This window comes from Microcoleus sp. MOSTC5, from assembly GCF_036701825.1.
In the GTDB taxonomy this organism is placed as follows: domain Bacteria; phylum Cyanobacteriota; class Cyanobacteriia; order Cyanobacteriales; family Microcoleaceae; genus Microcoleus; species Microcoleus asticus.
On the sequence record NZ_JAUBRK010000025.1, the window covers coordinates 1 to 14,480 of the forward strand.

At 47.5% G+C, this 14,480-nt stretch carries 13 protein-coding genes; 10 read left to right on the plus strand and 3 right to left on the minus strand.

Features of this window, described 5'->3' with window-relative positions:
- The first annotated feature begins 169 nt into the window (after positions 1-169).
- Complete coding sequence (locus tag QUA54_RS15520) at positions 170-1,765, plus strand: HAMP domain-containing sensor histidine kinase (RefSeq protein WP_333415330.1); 1,596 nt, start codon at positions 170-172, stop codon at positions 1,763-1,765.
- A 181-nt stretch (positions 1,766-1,946) separates the two neighbouring features.
- Positions 1,947-2,507, plus strand: a complete 561-nt coding sequence (locus tag QUA54_RS15525; RefSeq protein ID WP_333415331.1) for a hypothetical protein — start codon at positions 1,947-1,949, stop codon at positions 2,505-2,507.
- A gap of 384 nt (positions 2,508-2,891) precedes the next feature.
- Here QUA54_RS15525 and QUA54_RS15530 read toward each other — a convergent pair whose 3' ends face one another.
- Positions 2,892-4,088 (minus strand): GNAT family N-acetyltransferase, encoded by a 1,197-nt coding sequence (locus tag QUA54_RS15530; protein WP_333415332.1) that lies wholly within the window; start codon positions 4,086-4,088, stop codon positions 2,892-2,894.
- A 192-nt stretch (positions 4,089-4,280) separates the two neighbouring features.
- Positions 4,281-5,105 (minus strand): dihydrofolate reductase family protein, encoded by an 825-nt coding sequence (locus QUA54_RS15535; protein ID WP_333415333.1) that lies wholly within the window; start codon positions 5,103-5,105, stop codon positions 4,281-4,283.
- A 58-nt stretch (positions 5,106-5,163) separates the two neighbouring features.
- On the opposite strand from QUA54_RS15535, the gene QUA54_RS15540 reads away from it, so the two are divergent.
- The 7 genes from QUA54_RS15540 to QUA54_RS15570 all read left to right on the plus strand — a co-directional run bounded on the left by QUA54_RS15540 (position 5,164) and on the right by QUA54_RS15570 (position 8,695).
- Positions 5,164-5,346: a hypothetical protein gene (locus QUA54_RS15540; RefSeq protein ID WP_333415334.1), complete on the plus strand. Its 183-nt coding sequence runs from the start codon at positions 5,164-5,166 to the stop codon at positions 5,344-5,346.
- 46 nt (positions 5,347-5,392) lie between these two features.
- On the plus strand, positions 5,393-5,773 hold the full coding sequence (locus tag QUA54_RS15545) for a photosystem I reaction center subunit IV (protein WP_333415335.1): 381 nt from the start codon (positions 5,393-5,395) through the stop codon (positions 5,771-5,773).
- Positions 5,774-5,775: 2 nt separating this feature from the next.
- A complete protein-coding gene (locus QUA54_RS15550; protein WP_333415336.1) occupies positions 5,776-6,708 on the plus strand; it encodes a DNA-formamidopyrimidine glycosylase in 933 nt (310 codons plus the stop codon).
- A complete protein-coding gene (locus QUA54_RS15555) occupies positions 6,696-7,013 on the plus strand; it encodes a hypothetical protein (RefSeq protein WP_333415337.1) in 318 nt (105 codons plus the stop codon). Before QUA54_RS15550 ends, QUA54_RS15555 begins: the two co-directional genes overlap by 13 nt.
- Positions 7,014-7,054: 41 nt before the next feature.
- Positions 7,055-7,270 carry an NAD(P)H-quinone oxidoreductase subunit O gene (locus tag QUA54_RS15560; RefSeq protein WP_015178120.1) on the plus strand — a complete coding sequence of 72 codons (216 nt, stop codon included), beginning with the start codon at positions 7,055-7,057 and terminating at the stop codon, positions 7,268-7,270.
- Between the two features lie 109 nt (positions 7,271-7,379).
- Positions 7,380-8,333 (plus strand): malate dehydrogenase, encoded by a 954-nt coding sequence (gene mdh / locus QUA54_RS15565; RefSeq protein ID WP_333415338.1) that lies wholly within the window; start codon positions 7,380-7,382, stop codon positions 8,331-8,333.
- A gap of 218 nt (positions 8,334-8,551) precedes the next feature.
- Entirely contained in the window at positions 8,552-8,695 is a 144-nt protein-coding gene (locus QUA54_RS15570) for a hypothetical protein (RefSeq protein ID WP_333415339.1), read from the plus strand.
- Positions 8,696-9,543: 848 nt separating this feature from the next.
- Here QUA54_RS15570 and QUA54_RS15575 read toward each other — a convergent pair.
- Positions 9,544-9,747 carry a hypothetical protein gene (locus QUA54_RS15575; RefSeq protein ID WP_333415340.1) on the minus strand — a complete coding sequence of 68 codons (204 nt, stop codon included), beginning with the start codon at positions 9,745-9,747 and terminating at the stop codon, positions 9,544-9,546.
- On the opposite strand from QUA54_RS15575, the gene QUA54_RS15580 reads away from it, so the two are divergent.
- Complete coding sequence (locus QUA54_RS15580; protein WP_333415341.1) at positions 9,733-14,292, plus strand: PAS domain S-box protein; 4,560 nt, start codon at positions 9,733-9,735, stop codon at positions 14,290-14,292. The two genes, QUA54_RS15575 and QUA54_RS15580, sit on opposite strands and share 15 nt — an antisense overlap.
- The last annotated feature ends 188 nt before the right edge of the window (positions 14,293-14,480 follow it).

A 14,480-nucleotide genomic window follows, 5' to 3' on the forward strand; every position in this document is an offset into this window, starting at 1 on the left:
ACCCGTTTTGAATTGTACCCATAAAAAGGGTGAAGATATCAAGGAGCCGGATGAAGCGAAAGTTTCATGTCCGGTTCTGAAAGAGAGGTAGGGGTAGAAATGCCCCTATCGACTCTACCTAAATCTGTTGAATGGATTACACAATCAGTTGCCGAACTTCCTTCGCAATATGTTCCAAGCTACCCGCCGCCGCCTCGCTATTTGGTACACTGCCGTTACTGCTGTATTGTTACTTGTGTTCGCCACAGGTTTCTATTTCTACGTCCGCAATACTTTGATCGATCGCATTGATGACACCCTCAATCATGTTGTGGAAGTAATAGAGCGAACTCTTGTTATCGAACCGCTAAGTTTCCCTACTACCAAATATAAAAATAAGTTACAAGTTAATATTCAAGCGAGTTTTCGAGATAGCACCGATGCTGTAGAAGACGACCACATTGATTTAGAATGGTTCAGTCCTACGGGCGAATTGCTGTGGTCTACATTATCGGAACCGCTGAATATTCCCATTCACGCTAACCGCACCGGCGAAACAGTTTGGATAATTAATAATAAGTTGCAGTTTGAGGGCACAACTCAGGCAGAAGAAAGTTTGGCAACTGGCAATGTACGGGATGTCACGGATTTAATGGATAGAGGGAAGAGGGATTTAACCGCAGAGGCGCAGAGGGGAGAAAGAAGAGATATTGATGGCGGTTTGAATGCAGGTTCGCAGGAAAATCTAAATTTAGGTAGTGAAAAGTCTATTGCACAAAATACAAATCGCGTTTCTACCAAACCAATTAGCATTCGGACAACTCAAAACTATTCCCTCAGACAAGTAACGCAGCGAGTACAAATCGGCCGCCAAGTTCTGGGATATTTGCGAGTCAGCCATCCTTGGTTTGAAGTGACAAAACCCATCCGCCAATTAATTCTCGATTTGATTTTGGGCGCGAGTTTAACGCTAATTTGCGTGGCGGCTATTGGCTGGCTGCTGTCGGGATTGGCGATGGCGCCGATACGAAAGTCTTACGGGCGTCTCAAACAGTTTACGGCTGACGCTTCTCACGAACTCAGAAATCCGATCGCCACTATTCAAACTAACGTCCAAGTAGCTTTGGCGGAACCGGATATCGAACCGCAGCAGTACCAACAGCTACAAGTTATCGAACGCCTCACCCGCCGTTTGGGGCGCTTGGTTGACGATTTGCTATTTTTAGCCAGACAAGACAGCGGTATCGTGCAGCAGCAGTGGATTGAGGTTCCTCTGGATGCTTTGCTGATGGAGGTAATTGAAGAACAACAGGCGATCGCCACTACTCAAAATCTCTCTCTTTCTTTGGAAATTGTCGATCTGCCCAACGCTGAGGACAACTTTACACTCTTGGGCGACTGGGATCAACTAGCCCGACTTTTTACCAATATCGTCAGCAACGCCGTGCAGTACACGCCCTCTGGCGGTAAAATTCAAGTAGAATTGCAGCTTGCAGCTAAAAACAAAAGAAATTCGCCGATGTTAAATCCAGCGCTGCAAATAAAAGTAACAGACACCGGCATCGGAATTGCCGCAGAAGCCCTGCCGCATTTATTCGATCGATTCTACCGCGCAGATCCCGCCCGCACCCACCGCAGCGCCGCCGGTTCCGGTTTAGGATTAGCCATCGCCAAAGCAATTGTCGAAAATCACCGCGGCCAAATCCGCATTGACAGCCAAGTCGATCGAGGTACCGCCGTTACCGTCACCCTCCCCGCCCACAAATCAGAAGCATCTCGCCTCTAAACTTGCTGTCTTCCCCTCTTCCCCTCTTCCTCAGCGCCCTCAGCGGTTAATAAAAAAAATCTACCCCTCAAGGCTGGTTCTTCTTACCTCTGGCCCAAACCCTGCTCTTAAAATTCATTTCCGCCATAGATTAACATGAACTTTGTTGGAAAACCTCGATCGAACTCGTGAGGAGTTATTTATGTTTCGCCACAATCTACCGTTCAAAAAAATCAGCTTGCTAGCAGCCACCTGCGGGGGTTTACTCGTTAGTCTCGCAACACTTTCCCAGGCCGGCGGCCCCCCGCCGCAACAAGGAAAACCCGTTTCCCAGCCCGCAGACACTCCCGCAGCAACTGAAGAACCCGTCAGCCAACCAACTCCGGCTGCGAGCCCCAGTGAGATGCCCTCTACACCCACAAACACGCCTTCCCGCTTCCCACTGCCCAGTGCGCGAGTTACCCCTACCGAAGGCATGATAGTAATTAAACTGGTGAATACCACCAATGCTGTCATCAATTATCAAATCGTAGGCGTCACCCCGCCGCGCACTCTGGGCGAACAATCGGAAATTTTGCTGAAAACCATCCAAGTGCCAATCACCCTCACTTACCAGCGCCCAGACGGCGGATTGCTGTTGGTTCGCCCCCAAGCAACCGCGATGCCGGGAATGTTGCAAGTGAGTTTCGGCGCGACAACTGACTTGGCCGCTGATACAAAATCCCTGGAAATTCAGGAAGATGGCAAGGTAATTTTGAATTAGTGATTAGTTATTAGTTATTAGTTAGCTGCTCTTAATAATCAATAACCAATAACTAATACTTAATTTGACTTATTTCTTAGTCCGCGCAGGCGGACTTTGTTTTTGTAGACGCGCTTTCAAGATCCGAATTAACCATCTACAACAGGGCTATTGAGGACACGGCGCCGTGCCGTTTTCATACTCAAAAACGTCGTAGCAGCTTGCGGGTATCGCCTGCCATCGCCCTCGCTCAAATGTAACCATCCCGCTAATTGTAGGGAAACGGCACGGCGCCGTGTCCTGATTTCGCGTAACAGGTAAAATCAACCGGATTGGATGATGAAATTACCCGATCGCGAGTGCGATCGGATATAACTGAGACGAAAGTTTGACTCTTAAGTAATTTCAATCGCCGAGTAACAAAGGAGGTAACTTCGTAAAAGGTAAATCCTCGTTGACTGCATCAATTTCTTCCTGTTCTCTTTCGTTGATTTGACCGATATAAGACTTGAGAATTTGGGCGAGACGGTTGTTATAAAATCGGTGCAAACTATAATTTGGCGTAGCTGGAAAGCCGCGCCGTTTTTTGTGCCGCCCGCCGGCACCGGGATCGAAGCTTTGGATGCCCCGATCGATCGCCCATTCGATCGGCGTATAGTAACAAGCATCGAAGTGCAAGCAGTCGATTTCCTGCAAACTGCCCCAATAACGCCCGTAAAGCCGATCGCCCTTATACAAACAAAAAGACATACCCACCGGGTGTCTGTCATCTTCCTTGTCGTAGGCGGCTACAAATAAAACTCGATCGCGATAATTGTGGTGCAACTGTTCAAAAAATCGCTTAGTCAGATACTTGCTGCCCCACCAACCAAATTTGTCGCAAGTATTCTCATAAAAAGCATACATTTGAGCAAACATGGCTTGGGGAATTTCATCGCCAGTCAGCGTTTTTATCAACAAACCAGCTTGGTCAACTGCTTTGCGTTCGCGTTTGATATTGCGGCGCTGGTTGGCATTAAATGCGCCTAAATAATTGTCAAAATTTTGATAGCCTTGATTTTGCCAAATATAGCTGTGGTGCAGCCAACTGCTGAAACCGTGGCGTTCCATTCTTTCGCGCCATTCGGGATCGACGTACAGGAAATTGCAACCGGAGATATTGTGGCGATCGCAAAAATGGTCGATCGCGCTTACCATTACTCCGGTTAACTCGTCTTCATCTTCTCCTTCGGCAATCAAGAACCGATAACCTTCAGCCGGAGTAAACGGCGTCATTCCCATCAATTTGGGATAATATTTAACGCCCAAACGTTGGGCTAAATCCGCCCACTGATTGTCGAATACAAATTCGCCGTAACTGTGGCTTTTGACATAAAGTGGCGCGCAAGCAATCAACTGTTTGTCTCGCCAGACTGTTAAGTGATGCGGCAGCCAACCGGTTTTACCTGTCGCACTGCCGGAGACTTCGAGATTGTTCAGCCAATCCCATTCGAGAAATGGAGTTTTTAGCGGCATCGCCAAGGCATCCCACGACGCTTGCGGGATTTCGCCTATTTTGCTAATCCAGGCTACAGAATATTGAGGTTTTGGCTGTTGCAGCATAGGGAGATTTGAGCGTAGAGCGATCGAACTTCATTTAAGTTAATATAATTTCCCCTGTTCGACACTTGTTACCAGGCTCTGCCTGGTAACGCAGATCCAGAGGCTCTGCCTCGATTTTCCTTGCGCTTGCGAGGCAGAGCCTCTAGACATGGGTTCCCAGGCAGAGCCTGGGAACCAGTTACAAATGCGCGACTATCGATCGACCCGATAATGCAAAAATACCTCTTGTCCCACTTGTTTAACCGCCAAAAGCTCTAATTTCGGAGCTAAATCCGCCAAAAAACCCTCTCCCTCCACTGGTGTCGGTGCATCCGCCCCGCCCAAAATTAACGGGCACACCGTCAGCCAAAGTTCGTCTACCAAGCCAGCAGCCAGCACAGACGCTACCAGTTTTCCCCCGCCCAGAATCGCCAAGCGTTTGATATTGAAGTTTGCTAGCTGTTGAAACGCATCAATCCAATCAATCTCTCCACCTGCGGTTTTCGCATAGATAATTCGATCGAATTGAAATGTTGCACCATTCTCAATAAGCCTTTTACGAACAGGCAAGATGCCTGTGAAGCGAGAAAATTCATCTCTTGTGGAACGGGCATCTTGCTCGTTCTTGAGAATTGTGCCAGATGTGCGATCGAACTTACTGTCTTTTGTCGGGTACGGAGACGGCAATGGCGTTTCCCTACTGTCTTGCCCCGTCAGCAGCCACCTAGGCACCGGTTGCTGGAAAAATCGCAAGTTTGGGTCAAATTCGGACGATCGCGAACACACAATTTGCACCGGTTGTGGCGGCTTCCCTTGCAGTTCCCTCTGTTTGAGCAATTCCGGCGAAAGCACTCTCATCGTCGTCCCATAAGCCTGTAAAGTGCCGTTGCCGAACAAAACCGCGTCACTTGCTGCTACTTGCTGTTCGAGGTGGGCTTTGTCGTTGGCAGAACCGAATCTAGCGGGCGATCGTACTGCATCTGCAATTTTACCGTCAGCACTGATCGCCAGTATTACTGTTGCGTGAAGTCCAGTCATTACTTATCAGAATTTCGCAGAACATTTAACTGTAGCAATTCACTACTATTTGTAAAGTTTGTTTTCAACTCGATCGCACTGGTTTTATTTGACGGATAATGTCAGTTTATTTATTTTGCAACCCCAGCGATCGCCCTACCAAAGTATTTACTTTTCTTTACAAACAGCAGGCCAAAAAACGGCGCGGGAGGTAAAAATTCCCTTGCAGACTTTAAATGCGTCGCGCGATCGACTAAAGTAAAAAAAATGGCTTGATCCGTTTATTCATCGCAAAGGAAAAAAAGCTCATGGTTCAACGCGGTTCTACAGTCCGGATTCTCCGCAAAGAATCCTTCTGGTATCAAGAAGTGGGCACCGTTGCTACGGTAGACCAAAGCGGCATTAAATACCCAGTTATCGTTCGCTTTAACACCGTAAATTATGCAGGCGTCAACACCAACAACTTCGCCCAAAGCGAATTAGTGGAAGTGGCAGCACCCAAAGCAAAAGCGAAAACAGGGACTCCAGTAGCTTCCGGCGGCAAGCAAACCACGGTAGACGAGAAAACCCGGAAAACAGGCAGCGGAGGAGCCCCCCAGCAGCCGAAAACTTCGACGGACAGCAAACCGGGCGCCGAAGTGACCGGCAGCGTCGAAGGTTCGCCAAATCAAGGAACAGAACAGCGCTAATTGTGCCAGAACTGCCAGAAGTTGAAACTATTTGCCGGGGTTTGAATCAAGCAACCCTCGATCGAGAAATGTTGGGCGGGGACGTGTTGTTAAACAGCACGATCGCCCGCTCAATCTCTGCTACCGATTTTTTGACACAACTCAAAGGAAAGTCGATCGCCCGCTGGTACAGACGCGGCAAATATTTACTGGCAGAACTATCTCAATTCCCAGAAGGAGAAAGAGAGAAAGGGAAAGGGGGAGAATTTAGGGATCAAACTCCAAGCTCTTCCCCTCTTCCTTCTTCCTTGCTCCTTCCTTCAAAAGCCGGCTGGTTGGGCGTTCACTTGCGAATGACAGGACAACTGCTGTGGGTGAACCAATCCGAACCCCTGCAAAAACACGCGCGAGTGCGGCTGTTTTTTGAAGGAAACCAAGAATTGCGGTTTGTAGACCAGCGCACCTTCGGGCAAATGTGGTACGTGCCGGCAGAAACCGAGGTTTCCAGCACTGTCATCGGTCTGAAACTTTTAGGGCCCGAACCGTTTTCCGACGAGTTTACAACAGAATATTTGGCCCGCAAGCTGCACCGACGGGCGCGACCCATAAAAACAGCTTTGCTAGACCAGTCACTGATAGCTGGTTTGGGCAATATTTACGCAGACGAAACTTTGTTTTTGTCGGGAGTGATGCCCACAACTCTTTGCGCGGATTTGACCGCAGAGCAAATTGGGCGCATCCATACAGCTATTATTCAAGTTTTACAGAAGGCGATCGCCTCCGGTGGCACCACTTTTAGCAATTTTCTCAACGTCCAAGGTGTCAACGGCAACTACGGTGGCGTCGCTTGGGTGTACAATCGCGCCGGCCAACCGTGCCGCACTTGCTCCACAACCATCGAACGTATAAAATTAGCAGGGCGATCGACTCATTTTTGCCCCGTGTGTCAGCAATAAGCAGAAGGAAGTTCGGCAACGGATTCTGTAACGGATGTAACGGATGTCAGGAAGAAGGAAGTTCGGCAACGGATTCTGTAACGGATGTAACGGATGTAACGGATGTCAGGAAGAAGGCGGAAGAGGAAAGAAGGAAGAACGAAGAACTGATATCTTGTACCATTGTCAATAAGGCTCTCAGGGGCGGGCGGGACAACCAGCCCAGAAGAATATTGAACTATTGTGAAACAGACCCGAAAGGGCTGTTAAGCGAGAATAGTGCCAGATGTCAGAAGAAAGAAGAAGTCCTTTCCAGGCAAATCTAGATTAAAATTTGTATAGTTTTTTAAACTAAACAAAGCAAGTTATGGCAATCAAGAAAGGCAGTATAGTTCGCGCTGTACGCGAAAAATTGGAAAACAGTCTAGAAGCAAAAGCCAGCGACCAGCGCTTTTCCTCGTATATATTTGAAACAAAGGGCGAAGTGATGGATGTTCGCGGCGACTATGCCTTCGTCAAATTTGGCAAAGTTCCCACCCCGAATATTTGGCTGCGGGTAGACCAACTCGAAGATTTTAAGTAACTCACCAAAACGAAACATCACTGTTCTTAATGTAGCGAAGGGTGCAGACCGCGCACCTTTCCCCAATTAAGCTGATTGCTAAAATCTAAAATCTAAAATCTAAAATCCAATGAATTCTCCATCAAACCGCGTATCAATTATTGGTGCAGGCAAAGTCGGCAGTACGTTAGCCCAGCGAATTGCCGAGAAAAATCTGGCAGATGTAGTATTGCTAGATATCGTGGAGGGTTGGCCGCAAGGCGTTGCTTTGGATTTGATGGAAGCCAGGGGAGTGGAACGCCACGATCGCCAAATTGTGGGTACAAATGATTATACAGATACGGCAAACTCAAATATCATAGTAATTGCCGCCGGAGTGCCGCGCAAACCCGGTATCAATCGGGAAGATTTAATTAAAATCAATGCTCGAATTGTCACCGAAGCCTCAAAACAGGCGATCGAGCATTCTCCCGAAGCAATCTTAATCGTCATCACCAATCCCCTAGATATCATGACTTATTTAGCTTGGGAAGCTGCCGATGTGCCAAAACACCGAGTCATGGGTATGGGGGGAGTTCTCGACTCCGCCCGCTTTCAAACTTTTATTGGCATGGAATTGGGCGTTTCAAATACTGAAATCAATGCAACTGTCATCGGTTCTCACGGCGATTTAATGGTTCCTTTGCCCCGCTATTCCACTGTCAACGGTATTCCCATCAATCAACTTATGGATGCTGGGGCGATCGATCGACTGGTACAGCGGACTCGCCACGGCGGCGAAGAAATTGTCGGATTGATGAAGATTAGTAGTGCTTATTTTGCACCAGCATCTTCTGCCTGTTTGATGGTAGAATCTATTTTATTTAATCAGTCGCGACTCTTGCCTTGCTCAGTTTATTTACACGGCGAATACGGCGTGCAAGATATCTTTTTAGGACTTCCCTGCCGCTTGGGATATCAGGGAGTCGAACAAGTAGTGGAACTTGAACTCAGCGATACCGAAAGAGCAGCCTTTATCGAGTCGGGCAAATTGGTTGCCCAAAATATTGAGGAAGCCAGGGCGATGCTGAAAACTGCTTCTTAAGTTTGTAGCAGTGCGGCGATCGCAGCAGCCGATCGCCGCTTAAATATAATAATTTATACTGAGTATGACAGCGCGATCGCTCTGTCGGAAGTTGGCTTATAGGATTTAAACCGCGCTTTTATAAATATCATCGATCGTGCTTGTTTTGCTGTAGTTCAAAAGCAGAAAAACGGGCAGCAAAGAACCGATCTATAAACAGAAAATTTACTATCAAAAAATTGGTAAAAACGCAAAAAGTAGTAAAAGCAGTTGAACTTTGTCTCCGCGAGAATGCCGTCAGAGTTTCTCTAGAAATTAAAGCAAAAATCTGCCATATTTTATTTATAATTAAACCAACAGCAGAGGCAGTCGGTTTTGGATGATCTCTCACTCGCGATATTATTGGCGAACAACACGGTGGCACTTTAAAGGTAGAAAGTGAAATGCGAGTTTGTACGGAATTTGTCATTACTTTGCCCAAACTTTAATCTTCGCGATCGCCATTTCTATTGATGAAGCTTGAAATACCTTTACTTTAGTCAAAAATGTGATAGCCTAAACATTGGTATTATCTAAAATTTTTACACTTCTCAAAAGATGCAAAAATCGGGCAAAAAGTGTACGCGCGAGCGAAGCTATCCCGAACGCGCTTGCGAGTTCGTTGCGCTAGGGAATCGCCCTTGAGTTGAGCCAATTTAACCATAGCTTGCAACTACCTCAACTGTTTTACCGAAAACTAACCTCTGATCCGGTGAATTTTAATAAGTTTAAAAAATCCAACCCTCGCATAAAACAATGAAAATGCAAGGAAAAATATCTTAAATTTCGGCTTGCCATAAAGGCTATATAAAATCTAATTTAGGACAGATAAATCGAGAAATACTGAAAGCTCTAGAAAAGGCGATCGCCTAAATTTAAACAAATTTTTATAGAGGCGATCCCAACAAGATATTCGCTGACCAAACCAAGTAAACCATAGATCGAGTTTGCGGTAATAATAAAAAGGTGACACTTGCAACCGGAGGCGATCGAAAAAAATGTCAAAATTAGTCAGGACGCTCCTCCCGATCCCGCCATGAAACCCAGTTTTTCGTTTCCTCTTTCGCAGCTTCCCTGACTTAATTAGCTTAACAAACCGGGTTTATGCTTAAGTCTTGTTAGTATAATTCTCAATTATTGAAAATTTATGGCGTACCAAATCACCGCACGCTTTCCCAGTAAATATACGCACTTAAGCTGCTCGATCCGCCTCCAAATTCATAAAAACTACGGAAATGTACCGTGAGTAGGTGGTAATTGCTAGCAGAAGCAGGAGAATTTTTCCTTTGCCATTTTGATTTACCAGGCTCAACTTGCAGAGCGCTATTGCGATGCCATCAACCTCGATACCAAACCGCAAAATAACTAAAGAAATAGCATTATGTTTAATCAACACCTGTATCAAGAAGTAACCAACCTGCGCCAGAAACTAGCTCACCTAGAAAGACAAACGCAATCTCAAACCTGGTTCAAAAAGCTGCAAGCGCTGATGGGAGTGATTGGCAAAATTCGCGAATCCCTAGACTTAGAAACAATATTCAAAACCACAGCCACCGAAGTCCGGCAACTCCTAAATGCCGATCGAGTCGTCGTCTACCGTTTCCTCCCCGAATCGGAATGGAACGAAGGCGAAGTAGTCTCCGAAGACGTACTTCCCGAATACAGCCCATCCTTGGGCGCAAAAGTCCACGATCGCTGCTTCGGCGAACAATTTGCAGCAAAGTACCAAAAAGGGTACGTTCAAGCTGTCAGCGACATCTATAAAGCCCGGTTGCTCCCTTGTCACCTCAACATCCTCAAGCGATTTCAAATCCGAGCCAACTTAGTCGTACCGCTGCTGCAAGGGCAACATTTGTGGGGGTTGCTGTGCATTCACTCCTGCGGTAAACCCCGCGAGTGGCAAGAAGACGAAATCGAATTTGCCAGACAAGTAGGCGACCATTTAGCAGTTGCAATCTACCAAGCCGAACTGCACTTGCAAACCCAGAGGCAAATAGCAGAAATCGAATCCGCGCAGCAGAAACTCCGCGACAGCGAGGAAAAATATCACCAAATTCTCGATTCGATCGCCGATATAGTATTAGTCAAAGGCCCTCAATCAAAAATCGTGTGGGCTAATAAAGCATTTCGCGATTATTACGGCATGACTCAAGAGGAACTTCAAGGAATCGTAGACGCACCTTTGAGCAATCCCGACCATACTCTCCAGTACATTAAAGATGACGCCTTCGTATTTGACACCGGACAGACTCTAGAAATTTCCGAAGAACCGATCACGCGGCACGATCGAGAAGTGCGACTGTTTAGTACAGTCAAAACACCCATCCGCAACGAAGACGATCGCATCACAATGACAATTGCCGTCTCCCGCGACATGACGGAACGCAAAAAAGCAGAAGAAGCCGTCAAAGCCAGCGAAAGCAAATACCGCAGCCTGGTAGAAACCTCCCAAGACATGATTTGGTCGGTCGATGCGATCGGGCGCTACACCTTCGTCAACCCAGCAGTTAAGTACATCTACGGTTACGAACCAGAAGAAATGCTCGGTCGGCCGTTCTCCGACTTTGTGACACCAGAACAAAGCCGGAAAGATTTAGAAGTTTTCGCCCGCCTGTTTGCCGGAGAATCAGTTTTCCAGTACGAAACCACCCAAATCGCCAAAGACGGCAGCATGAAACATTTGATGTTCAACGCGATCGCCCTGTACGACGAAACGGGAAACTTCCTCGGCACCACCGGTACAGCCGCCGACATTACCGATCGCAAGCGAGCAGAAGCAGCATTGCAACACGCAAACGCCGAACTAGAGCGCAGAGTAGAAGAACGCACGGCAGAACTGCGCCAGACTTTTGCCGCCCTCAGTGTCAGCGAAACCAGGTTTCGGACGATCGCTGCCACCCTCCCGGGAGCAGTGTTTCAATTTTGCAGCAGCCAGGGAGTGTGGAGAGTTGACTACATGAGCGATCGCATCGAAGATATCAGCGGCGTCACTGTAGCAGAAATAATGCAAGACTTAAATACATTCATTTCTCGCGTCCACCCCGAAGACGTGGAAAGCTACATCACCTCCGTCAAAGAAGCCGTAGAAAATCTCTTTCCCTGGCACTACGAAGGGCGGTTAGTCAAGCCAGACGGCGAAATTCGCTGGTGGCAGGGCGACTCCATGCCCACCCGCAGCGAGAACGGCGAAATCGTATTTTGCGGCGTATTGTTCGACATTACCGATCGCAAAGTTGCCGAAACCGCCATCCGCAACAGCCAGCGGCAGCTACAAGAAGCCCAGAGACTCGCCCACGTCGGCAATTGGGAACTCGATGCAACAATGGGAACTGTCACTTGGTCAGAGGAACTCTTCCGCATCTTCGGACTCGAACCGGCCCAAAGCGCGCCCAACCTAGCCGAACAGATCGCTCTGATCCCTCCAGAAGATGTGGAATTGTGGCAGACTCATGTAGAGCGGGGACTCGCAGCGGGCATCCCCTTTGATTTTGACTACCGCCTTTACCGTCCCGACGGCACGCTGCGACACGTGAACGTCCTGGGCAAAGCCGAAACCGATGCCAGTGGCAAAGTGGTAAAACTGTTCGGCACGGCGATCGACATTACCGAGCGAAAACTTGCAGAAGCAGCCCTGCGGCAAGCAGCAGCCGAGTTGGAAGACAGAGTGAGCGATCGCACGGCCGAACTTTCTCAAGCAGTCACGCAGTTAGAACAAGAAATTGGCGATCGAAAACAAGCAGAAGCAGCGCTGCAAGTTTCCGAACAAAACCTGCGAACCATATTTAACAATGTCTACGATGCTATCTTCATTCACGATTTAGAAGGCAACATTCTCGATGTCAACAATCGAATGTTAGAAATGTACGGAGTGAGCCAGGAACAAGCAAAAAAATTATCAATTAAAAACGACTATTCAAGCGGCGACAATCCCTCTGAAAAAATTGGAGAACTTTGGGAAAGAGTATTAGCCGGCGAAACACCCCGCGTGGAATGGAAAGCGAGGCGTCCCAACGACGGTTCAACCTTTGATGTAGAAGTTGCCCTGTCCAGAATTCATCTCAACGGCAATCTCAGCGTCATTGCCAACGTCCGAGATATTAGCGATCGCAAACTTGCAGAAGCAGAACTGCAAGACGCTCAACATTTTATGGAATCAGTGCTCAAAACCATACCCGTAGGAGTATTTTGCAAAGAAGCAGAAGAGTTGCGATTTGTACTGTGGAACCCGGCCGCCGAAGAGTTGCTCGGTTTCAGTACAGCAGAAATTATGGGCAAAAAGGACTGCGACTTTTTCCCCAAAGAACAAGCCGACTTTTTCACCGCCAAAGACCGGGAAGCGCTCGCCAGCCGGCAAATTTTAGACATTCCCGAAGAACTGATTCAAACAAGAGAAGGCGATACTCGCATATTTCATACGAAGAAAACCGCAATTCTCGACGCTGATGGCAAACCGCAATATCTATTAGCTGTCACCGAAGATATTACCGATCGCAAGCTAGCAGAAATTGCCTTGAGGCGATCGTCCGCCCAACTCAAGCAGCAGGCAGATCGAGAAAAATTGCTCAACAACCTCACGACTCAAATCCGCAATTCCCTCGATTTCGACAGCATTATTGCTGTCGCCGTCCAAGAAATTCGGGCTTTCATGCAGATCGATAGGTGCTATTTTTCCTGGTACCGCAGCGAACAAGAAGAGGCTTTTTGGGAAATTATTCAAGAATCTCGCAGAATAGAACTTCCAGATTTAATAGGTTGCTATAAAGCTTCTGACTTCGGCACTATAGGAGAACAGATGTTGCGTCTAGAAACGCTGCAAATCGATGATGTCGGAGCGATCGCAGACCCTTTTTGGAGAAGGTCTTTTAACTCTCTGGGCTACCAATCTGTGTTGGCAATTCCGATGCAGGCACTTTCGGGAGTAGTGAGCGTTGTTACCTGCGTCCACTCCGCTGCTGTGCGACCCTGGAGTGAGGGCGAAGTAGAATTATTGCAAGCGGTTACAGTTCAATTGGCGATCGCCCTCAACCAAGCCGATCTTTACGCCCAAACTCGCAATAAAGCTCTCGAATTAGAGCAAACTTTGCAGCAATTAAAGAGCGCTCAATCGCAGTTAATTCAAGGCGAAAAAATGTCATCTCTCGGTCAACTTGTGGCAGGCGTCGCCCACGAAATCAACAACCCAGTTAACTTTATTTACGGCAATCTCAGCCACGCCAAGGACTATACTCAAGACTTGCTGCACGTGATCGAACTTTACCAAAACCACTATCCCGATCCAGTCCCGGAAATTCAAGAGGAAGTAGAAGCTATTGAACTCGATTTTCTGATGGATGACTTGCCGAAACTGCTTTCCTCGATGAAAGTCGGTGCAGACAGAATTCAGCAAATCGTTGCATCTCTGCGCACGTTCTCCCGCATGGACGAAGCAGAAATGAAAGCAGTCAACATTCACGAAGGCATAGATAGCACCCTGATGATTTTGCAGCACCGGTTCAAAGCCAAACACAATCATCCAGAAATTGAGGTGATTAAAGAATACGGCAAATTACCGTTAGTAGAGTGTTATGCAGGACAGCTAAATCAAGTATTTATGAATATCTTGAGCAATGCTTTGGATGCTTTGGAAGAACGGGATCTGCGGCGTTCTGCTGAGGAAATGCGGGAACAGCCCAGCAACATCCGCATCCGCACTGAAATATCGCCAGCGGGCAAGGTAATCATTCGGATTGCTGACAACGGGCCGGGAATACCGGAGACTGTGGGCAGTCGGCTTTTTGACCCGTTTTTTACCACTAAACCTGTGGGTAAAGGCACTGGGATGGGCTTGTCAATTAGCTATCAAATTGTTACAGACAGACACAACGGGTCGCTGAAATGCACTTCTTCGCCGGGACAGGGTACAGAATTGGCGATCGAAATTCCGCTCAAAGCTAATTGTTAATGGGAATGGGGGAGGGAGAATTGAGAATTGGGAATTGGGAATTGCGAAAGCGTTACGGTGCGTCAGTTTGGTAATTCTCAATTATACCGAAAATCTAATTTTGATGCACTATTTATTCCCTAGTGCGTCAGTTTTGAGATTCTGAATTTGTAGCAAATATCTCCCTAGCTGAGGTACCATACTTCACT

Coding starts and splice junctions, on each gene's coding strand:
- QUA54_RS15520 (WP_333415330.1), top strand. CDS start 170: ATGTTCCAAGCTACCCGCCGCCGCCTCGCTATTTGGTACACTGCCGTT.
- QUA54_RS15525 (WP_333415331.1), top strand. CDS start 1,947: ATGTTTCGCCACAATCTACCGTTCAAAAAAATCAGCTTGCTAGCAGCC.
- QUA54_RS15530 (WP_333415332.1), bottom strand. CDS start 4,088: ATGCTGCAACAGCCAAAACCTCAATATTCTGTAGCCTGGATTAGCAAA.
- QUA54_RS15535 (WP_333415333.1), bottom strand. CDS start 5,105: ATGACTGGACTTCACGCAACAGTAATACTGGCGATCAGTGCTGACGGT.
- QUA54_RS15545 (WP_333415335.1), top strand. CDS start 5,393: ATGGTTCAACGCGGTTCTACAGTCCGGATTCTCCGCAAAGAATCCTTC.
- QUA54_RS15560 (WP_015178120.1), top strand. CDS start 7,055: ATGGCAATCAAGAAAGGCAGTATAGTTCGCGCTGTACGCGAAAAATTG.
- mdh (WP_333415338.1), top strand. CDS start 7,380: ATGAATTCTCCATCAAACCGCGTATCAATTATTGGTGCAGGCAAAGTC.
- QUA54_RS15580 (WP_333415341.1), top strand. CDS start 9,733: ATGTTTAATCAACACCTGTATCAAGAAGTAACCAACCTGCGCCAGAAA.